Origin of the sequence: Bartonella queenslandensis AUST/NH15, assembly GCF_000312585.1 — a bacterium.
Lineage (GTDB): Bacteria > Pseudomonadota > Alphaproteobacteria > Rhizobiales > Rhizobiaceae > Bartonella > Bartonella queenslandensis_A.
Window position 1 is genome coordinate 1 of sequence record NZ_HE997977.1, and the last position, 8,942, is coordinate 8,942.

Sequence of the window (8,942 nt, forward strand, 5' to 3'; positions counted from 1 at the left end):
AGTGAGCAATAATCTAAGCAATTTGAAAGCGAAAAAACAACTCGCTTATAATTTCGTGAACTTAAGAGACTGTTATGCAATAAATCTTGCGTTATCCCCTTCGCAATTCCTATTGTGAAATAGGATAGAGATGTTTCTTTTAAAATCAATAGAGTAGATACTATTCTTCATGAAAGATATGATCGATCTACCTCATAAACAAAAGCAACGAAGCACCGCACAAACTTTCTAACAAACACTATTTCTTTACCTTTACAATTTTATCTCTCTCAATGAGGCTCATCTACATTTCAGCCAAGACACCACCAAACAGATATTCGTAATTCTTAAACGCTCATCCAACATAAAAATGTAAAAAACACTTATGAGAAAAGAATTTATTTTTTAAGTTTTTTCAAGAAAATCTTTTAGTGCTGCAAAGGCCTCATCAGCTTTGTTCCCATCAGGACCACCAGCCTGCGCCATATCAGGACGGCCACCTCCACCTTGACCACCAAGCACGCTTGAAAGAATACGAACGAGATCAACAGCATTTAATTTATCCGTTAAATCATCCGTAACCCCAACAACGGCACTCCCCTTGCCATCTTCTGAAACGGTGATAAAAGCAACGACCCCAGACCCAATCTGTTTTTTTCCAGAATCAACAAGTGCTTTAAGATCCCTTGGTAAAATATTTTTAACAATGCGTCCCATAAAAGAAAGTCCATTGATAATAGTAATATCACCTTGACCACTTTCTGTTATTCCCCCACTCAACACCATTTTTTTGCGTACATCATTCAACTCTTTTTCAAGTTTACGACGATCATCAAGCAAAACTCTCACCCGTTCTTCTAAATCAGAAGAAGACGTTTTTAAAAGATCAGCGATTTCATGAATACGCTCATCTTGGCGACAAAGATAAAGACGCGCTGCAGCACCTGTTAAAGCTTCAATACGACGGACTCCAGCTGAAACAGAACTTTCAGAAACAATATGAATTAAACCAATATCACCTGTTCTTTCCACATGTGTCCCTCCACAAAGCTCAATGGACCAATACTTTTTTAATTCTTCCTGTTCAAGTGGCATCCCCATAGAAACAACACGAACTTCATCACCATATTTTTCCCCAAAGAGTGCCATTGCCCCCTCAGAAATTGCGTCATCGATAGCCATGAGGCGTGTTATCACTTTACTATTTCGCAAAACAATCTCATTGGCTAAATCTTCTATTTTTTTCAATTCTTCCAAAGAAACAGATTTTGGATGAGAAAAATCAAAACGCAGCCGTTCCGGCGACACAAGAGAGCCCTTTTGAGTCACGTGAGATCCCAATACTTGACGTAAAGCCTCATGTAACAAATGAGTAGCAGAATGGTTTGCACGAATTTTTTTACGACGAACAACATCAACGGTTAAGTGCACACAATCAGACCTCGCTGCCTGACCAGATTTAACTTTTCCAAGATGAATAAAAACCCCATCAGCCTTTTTCTGAGTATCATGCACTTCAAAAATAAAATTTTCACCAGAAATGATACCGTTATCACCAATTTGCCCACCAGATTCACCATAAAAAGGAGTCTGATTGAGCACAAGAATAGCTTTCTGCCCTGCAAAAACCTCATCAACAATTTTACCATCACACACAAGCGCCGTGAGGATACCTTCAGCTTGTTCTGTTTCATAACCTAAAAATTCTGTAGCGCCTACCTGATCACGAACAGAAAACCAAATTGTCTCCGTCACTGCTTCACCTGAACCAGACCAATGAGCACGCGCTTCCTCTTTCTGGCGTTCCATCGCTTTATCAAAGGCATCAACATCAACAGATATTCCACGACGCCGAAGCACATCTTGCGTCAAATCAAGTGGAAAACCATAGGTATCATAAAGCTTGAAAGCAACTTCACCATTTAAATGATCCCCTTCCTTAAGCAAAGAACTTTCTTCATTTAACAACCCCAATCCTCGTTCAAGCGTTTTACGAAACCGCATTTCTTCTAATTTCAAAGTTTCTGAAATCAAAGATTCAGCCCGCACCAATTCGGGATAAGCATGTCCCATTTCGCGGATGAGAGCAGGCAAAAGCTGCCACATTAAAGGTTCTTTAGCACCAAGAAGATGTGCATGACGCATAGCACGACGCATAATGCGACGTAAAACATATCCTCTTCCTTCATTGGAAGGAAGAACACCATCCGCAATCAAAAATGCGGATGAGCGAAGATGATCGGCAATAACACGATGGCTTGCAATAAAATCACCCTTTGCCTTAATTCCTGTAATTTCTTCTGACGCTCTAATTAATGTACGAAAAAGATCAATGTCATAATTATCATGAACACCCTGTAAAACCGCAGCAATACGCTCTAACCCCATACCGGTATCGATAGAAGGGTGAGGTAAATCAACACGCTCTTCCTTAGAAAGCTGTTCATACTGCATAAAAACAAGATTCCAAATCTCAATAAAGCGATCACCATCTTCTTCTATACTTCCAGGAGGACCACCCCAAATTTTATCACCATGATCATAAAAAATCTCCGAACAAGGACCACAAGGCCCTGTATCGCCCATCGCCCAAAAATTATCAGCTGTCGCAATACGAACGATTTTTTCATCTGGAAGACCTGAAATTTTACGCCATAATTCAGCAGCAACATCATCACTTTGATAAACGGTTACCAACAATTTATCTTTTGGTAGGGAAAATTCTTTTGTTAAAAGATCCCATGATAAAAAAATAGCCTCTTCTTTGAAATAATCACCAAAAGAAAAATTACCCAGCATTTCAAAAAATGTATGATGGCGCGCCGTATAACCAACATTATCAAGATCATTATGTTTTCCACCCGCACGAACACATTTTTGTGCCGTTGTAGCCTTTTTATAAGGAGGCTGTTCAAGTCCAGTAAAAACATTTTTAAACTGCACCATCCCTGCATTTGTAAACATAAGTGTAGGATCATTACGTGGAACAAGTGGACTAGAAGAAAGAACTTTATGCCCATTACGATCAAAATAATCCAAAAATGTTGATCGGATATTATTAACACTATTCATATATACACCTGCAGAATACCGCATAAAATCACAAAAGCCCCCTCTCATTAAATATTCTCTTTGCCACGCATGGCGTCAATTTAATCAAAGAATGGAATATTTGTTCAAAAAATTGAGAAAAATGGCTGTATGTTAAAAAATTCAAACAAATAAAAATAGAAAAAATCTTAAATAAAAAAATTATAGATGAAAAGATGCTCCATCAAATAGCTTCATCGCTTTCTATATTTTCTGATCCTGCATTTTCTAACAATTCAATCGCAATCAAACCAGCATTTTGACGCAAAGCCGTTTCAATTTCTGCAGCTATTTCTGCATGCTCGCGTAAAAACTGCTTTGCATTTTCGCGTCCCTGTCCTAAACGTTGAGAATTATAAGAAAACCACGAGCCAGATTTTTCAACAATACCAACTTTGACTCCTAAATCAATCAACTCACCTAGCTTGGAAATACCTTCTCCATAAATAATATCAAACTCAACTTGTTTGAAGGGAGGAGCCAACTTATTCTTGACCACTTTAACACGCGTTTGATTGCCAACAATCATATCCCGATCTTTAATAGACCCGATACGACGAATATCCAAACGAACAGAAGCATAAAACTTTAAAGCATTTCCCCCTGTTGTTGTTTCAGGCGAACCAAACATCACACCAATTTTCATGCGAATTTGATTAATAAAAATCACCATACAGTTAGAGCGAAAAATAGAAGCCGTGAGTTTCCGCAAAGCTTTACTCATCAATCGTGCTTGTAATCCTGGTAAAGCATCCCCCATTTCACCATCAATTTCTGCTCGTGGTGTTAAAGCAGCGACAGAATCCACAACAAGCACATCAACGGCACCAGAACGAACCAACGTCTCCGTAATTTCCAATGCCTGTTCACCAGTATCTGGCTGAGAAATGAACAAGTTCTCTAAATCAACACCAAGCTTACGCGCATAAATAGGATCAAGTGCATGCTCTGCATCAATAAAAGCACAAATCCCACCGCTTTTTTGTGCCTCAGCAATAGCGTGGAGAGCTAATGTTGTTTTTCCAGAACTTTCTGGCCCATAAATCTCAACAATACGCCCCTTTGGTAATCCACCAATCCCTAAAGCAATATCCAAGGATAATGACCCTGTTGGAACTGTTTCAATTTCAACAACTTGCTCTTTTTGCCCAAGACGCATAATCGAGCCTTTACCAAAAGAACGTTCAATTTGTGAGAGAGCAGCATCGAGAGCTTTTGTTTTATCCACGATTACATCCTTGACCGATTCACAATAATCTAACACTTAAAGTTTATACTGTACTTTTAATTTAACTAAAGCCTTGAGTTTAGATTTTCAAAGGCTATTTTCATCTCTATCCCTATGTTATCTCCGTAACATATCACGACCATCAAAATAAAGAATTGGCACTCCTTATTTTATGACACAAAATAAACTTCAAATAAAATAATATTTCTATAGGGGAGCAAGTTAACACATTCATCTCTCTCGAGAAAAGCAACAATTTAAATTTCAACACAATATTTAACCTTTCCTTCTTTCCCCTTTCGTTAAGCCCCCTAAGAAAAAACTCTTCCCTTAAATCACACACAACACATCATCAATCAAAACCATCCCCTATTACATTAAAGAACAGAATACCTTTGTATTTGTATATTCACACACCTGTTTGAAACGGACATCTTTCAACACTCATCCCCCCATATCGCGATAACGCCCGTAAATGGTATACTGTAAAATTCCTTGAGCACGCACATCTTTACGCTTAGAACAGCCCAGCATCAACATCTTTACAGCATTACACACTTTTTCATCCCCCAATAGTGCCATGATTTTCGACACTTAAAACGATTCATTAAGAGTCATTTTTAGTTTTTTCTTGGACAGTTTTATTACAGGTTAATCACCCTTGCAACATACAAGGAATGGTTTTGATTGATTAGATTGGAATAAGAAAAATACGGTATTGGGGGTCTTATTCAACATACAAAACAGTAAAGAATCACTATAAATCAATAACTTATTCAATTAAAACCACAAAAATAAAGCAACTTTAAGGGTTGCATGACAGATTTTTAAAATTTGAATCCATAAAAAAGATATGCGTTTTGAAGATATCAAAAAAATTGCTCTAACGAGCAATGCAATAAATATTTAAAATATAAACTAAATTGTTCATACCATGATATGAGGGGTAAAAAATAAATCCAAGATCAATACAGTGTGTTTTAACTCAAATTTTATTGTTGTTTTTACGCTTTTGGCGCAATTGCTTCCACCATTCAAGACGTTTCACAATTTCACGTTCAAATCCACGCTCAACAGGTTTATAATAACTCTGTCGCCCAAGTTTTTCAGGAAAATATTCTTGTCCTGAAAAAGCATCTGGTTCATCATGGTCATAACAATAACCATCTCCATACCCTTCCTCTTTCATAAATTTTGTAGGAGCATTAAGGATATGTTTAGGAGGTGGTAAAGAACCATTTTTGCGCGCACAACGCAGTGCTGCTTTATACGCGAGATATGTCGCATTTGACTTTGGTGCAGTTGCAACATAAAGACATGCCTGTGCCAAAGCCAATTCTCCTTCTGGTGATCCTAAATAATCATAAGCATCTTTTGCCGCATTACAAATGACAAGAGCTTGAGGATCCGCCAAACCAACATCTTCAACAGCCATACGAACCAATCTTCGCCCAATATAGAGAGGATCTTCACCAGCATCCAACATACGCGCGAAATAATAAAGCGCCGCATCAGGATCAGAGCCACGAACAGATTTATGCAACGCTGAAATGAGATTATAATGCCCATCTCGTCCTTTATCATAAATGGGTGCACGACGCTGAATAACTTTTTGCAAAGCAGCAGCATCAAGTATCTCTCCCGAGTGCACAACAGACCAAACTTCCTCTGCTAATGTCAATGCGACCCGTGCATCACCATCAGACATTCCTATCAAAATGTCTCTGGCACCCTCATCCAAGGGAAGAAGCTTTCCTTCAACCTCTTCAGCACGCTTCAAAAGCATACCTAAACTTTCATGATCATGAGAAAAAAATGTTAAAACCCGTGCACGCGAAAGAAGAGCAGCATTCAGTTCAAAAGAAGGGTTTTCAGTTGTTGCACCGATAAGTACTACCGTACCATTTTCCATCACAGGAAGAAAACTATCCTGTTGTGCACGATTAAACCGATGAATCTCATCAACAAAGAGAAGCGTTTTATTCCCAGACATAAAATGCCTCTGTGCAACTTCAAAAATCTTTTTAAGTTCAGAAACACCTGTAAAAATAGCAGAAACTTGTTCAAACGCAAAATTTGTTTCACGTGCTAACAAACGTGCAACGGTTGTTTTTCCCGTCCCTGGAGGTCCCCAAAAAATCATCGATCCAATTGAGCCCGCTGCCACCATCCGTGACAGTAAACCATCTTCTCCAATTAAATGCTTTTGTCCTACAACTTCATTGAGAGAACAAGGACGCATTCTTTCTGCAAGTGGCTGATTTTTATTAACTTTAGGATCAAATGACGAAGTAAAAAAATCTTTCTTCAAAAAAAAACCTCAGCGAATAAATTGACGAATATACATACCATCACGTTCATATTCCAATTGCCAAGTACGTGAATGCGTTTGCTTAAGAACCTTTTTCAACTGATGAACTGTTTGAATCTTATAGCCATTTACAACACGTAAGATATCTCCAGGCCGAAAAATTCCAGAAGCATTGCTCATTTCATCAAGATGAGTAATCACAACACCTTTTGCCGATATAGGAAAATGAAAACGTTGACTATTTTGCGGTGTTAAATCTAACACTTCAGCACCAGAAAGAGGATTGTCACCCGTAATTTTTTCAGATTTTAAAAGTGCAGTTTCCGATATTGATGCAACCGTTATTTGTGTTTTTAAAGTTTTGCCATTTCGTAAATATTCTAAAGCAAGACTATGACCAACCTCAGCCGTCATCAAACGATACCCAAGGCTATCTGGACTATCAACGCGCACCCCCTGTATACTCAAAACAACATCACCTACTTTCAAGCCGGCTTTTTCAGCAGGACTGTCTTTAATAACTTCAACAATAAGAGCCCCATAGGGATGTTCTAAACCTAAACCACCAGCGATATCGGGTGTAACATTTTGAAAGGATGCCCCAATATAAGGCGGTACAAAATATTTTCCACCGCGTTTAACAGTAGCAAGCATCACTTTTACAAGATTAACTGGAATAGCAAACCCAATCCCTACAGAACCACCGGAACGCGAATAAATAGCTGTATTAATTCCAATTAATTGACCTTTCATATCAATTAAAGCGCCACCAGAATTTCCTGGATTAATGGCAGCATCTGTTTGAATAAAAAAGTCAAAATCGGAAATCCCAACACGTGTACGCGCTTGCGCTGAAACAATACCACTTGTAACTGTTTGACCAACACCAAAAGGATTACCAATAGCCAAAACAAGATCACCAACTTCAACAGTATCAGAATCTCCTAAAGGAAGAACAGGAAACTGAGTATCTTTTGCATCAACGTCAAGAATGGCAATGTCCGTCGCTTCATCTTTGAGCACGACCTTACTCTCAAACTCTCGCCCATCAGAAAAAGCCACTTTAATTTCGCTTGCATCTTTAATGACGTGATAATTTGTAACAATCAAACCACGTGCATCAACAATCACTCCTGAGCCTAATGATGATTGCTTACGGACAGGAAAATTATTTTGCAAACGACCAAAAAATTGCTCAAAAAATGGATCCCCTTCAAAAGGTGATCGCGCTCTAATTTGTCGAGCTGCATAAATATTTACAACAGACGGAACTGTCTTTTTAACTAAAGGAGCAAATGAAAGAGTGATCTCTTTTTGTGTTTGAGGAACATGAGCATAGATATGATCAAACGATATCAGCAACATAATCGCAAAAAAAAGCTGCACCCAAGAAGAATACCTCATAATTCACTCCTTATAAAACAAGCTCATTCTGTTGAAGATACATAGAATTTTTAAAAAGCATCCCCGCAAATGAAGGATCTCCATTAATATTTCATAATAGAGAATAAAAACAACCCATTTAAACAATAAATATTATAAAAATCAAATAATTCAATATCCTATAATTTTCTCTCAACATCTATTTCTCAAGTAAAACAAACTTAAAAATACGCATAAAAAAACCGCCTAAGATAAGGCGGCCTTTAAAAATCCAATAGAATAAAAAACTTATGAGGACGTTCCCTTTTCATTCTCTGAAGATTCGATACGAGCACGATCCCCAGCCCCCTTCGCCTCAACATCCCGATCAACAAATTCTATAACAGCCATGGGCGCATTATCACCAGTACGAAAACCCGCTTTCATAATACGCAAATACCCACCGTTGCGTGATGCATAACGCGGTGCAAGTGTATCAAACAACTTTGCAACTTTCCCTGTATCACGAAGTGCTGCAATTGCTTGTCGACGCGCATGCAAACCACCACGTTTACCAAGAGTAACAAGTTTTTCAACAATAGGACGAATTTCCTTAGCCTTTGGAAGTGTTGTCACAATCTGCTCATGCTCGATCAACGAAGTTGCCATATTTGCAAACATCGCTTTACGGTGACTGGCAGTCCGATTCAACTTGCGGCCTGACTTACTATGGCGCATAAGCCCTCTCCTTAAATTTTAATACTGATCTTCATAGCGTTTAGCAAGATCATCAATGTTTTCAGGCGGCCATGCAGGAATTTCCATTCCAAGGTGCAACCCCATACATGCCAAAACTTCTTTAATCTCATTCAATGACTTACGACCAAAATTTGGTGTCCGAAGCATTTCAGATTCTGTTTTTTGAATCAGATCACCAATATAAACAATATTATCATTCTTAAGACAATTTGC

General features: G+C 38.3%; 7 protein-coding genes. All 7 read right to left on the reverse strand.

Annotated features, from left to right (window positions below; translation table 11 throughout):
• Positions 1-384: 384 nt before the first annotated feature.
• Positions 385-3,051: an alanine--tRNA ligase gene (gene alaS, locus BN338_RS00565; protein ID WP_039758173.1), complete on the reverse strand. Its 2,667-nt coding sequence runs from the start codon at positions 3,049-3,051 to the stop codon at positions 385-387.
• A 202-nt stretch (positions 3,052-3,253) separates the two neighbouring features.
• On the reverse strand, positions 3,254-4,297 hold the full coding sequence (gene recA / locus BN338_RS00570; RefSeq protein ID WP_039758068.1) for a recombinase RecA: 1,044 nt from the start codon (positions 4,295-4,297) through the stop codon (positions 3,254-3,256).
• A 444-nt stretch (positions 4,298-4,741) separates the two neighbouring features.
• The gene (locus BN338_RS11495; RefSeq protein WP_156809211.1) at positions 4,742-4,891 is read right to left on the reverse strand and encodes a hypothetical protein; all 150 of its coding nucleotides are present in this window, start codon (positions 4,889-4,891) and stop codon (positions 4,742-4,744) included.
• Between the two features lie 391 nt (positions 4,892-5,282).
• A complete protein-coding gene (locus BN338_RS00575) occupies positions 5,283-6,608 on the reverse strand; it encodes a replication-associated recombination protein A (protein WP_039758070.1) in 1,326 nt (441 codons plus the stop codon).
• 9 nt (positions 6,609-6,617) lie between these two features.
• Entirely contained in the window at positions 6,618-8,012 is a 1,395-nt protein-coding gene (locus BN338_RS00580; RefSeq protein ID WP_039758071.1) for a DegQ family serine endoprotease, read from the reverse strand.
• Positions 8,013-8,279: 267 nt separating this feature from the next.
• A complete protein-coding gene (rplQ, locus tag BN338_RS00585; RefSeq protein WP_039758073.1) occupies positions 8,280-8,708 on the reverse strand; it encodes a 50S ribosomal protein L17 in 429 nt (142 codons plus the stop codon).
• An 18-nt stretch (positions 8,709-8,726) separates the two neighbouring features.
• The coding region (locus BN338_RS00590) for a DNA-directed RNA polymerase subunit alpha C-terminal domain-containing protein (RefSeq protein ID WP_039758074.1) at positions 8,727-8,942 on the reverse strand (216 nt) is incomplete at its 5' end.

What these genes read in the sequence shown, in the direction of transcription:
- rplQ (WP_039758073.1), bottom strand. Translation starts at nt 8,708, where the DNA reads ATGCGCCATAGTAAGTCAGGCCGCAAGTTGAATCGGACTGCCAGTCAC.
- BN338_RS00580 (WP_039758071.1), bottom strand. Translation starts at nt 8,012, where the DNA reads ATGAGGTATTCTTCTTGGGTGCAGCTTTTTTTTGCGATTATGTTGCTG.
- alaS (WP_039758173.1), bottom strand. Translation starts at nt 3,051, where the DNA reads ATGAATAGTGTTAATAATATCCGATCAACATTTTTGGATTATTTTGAT.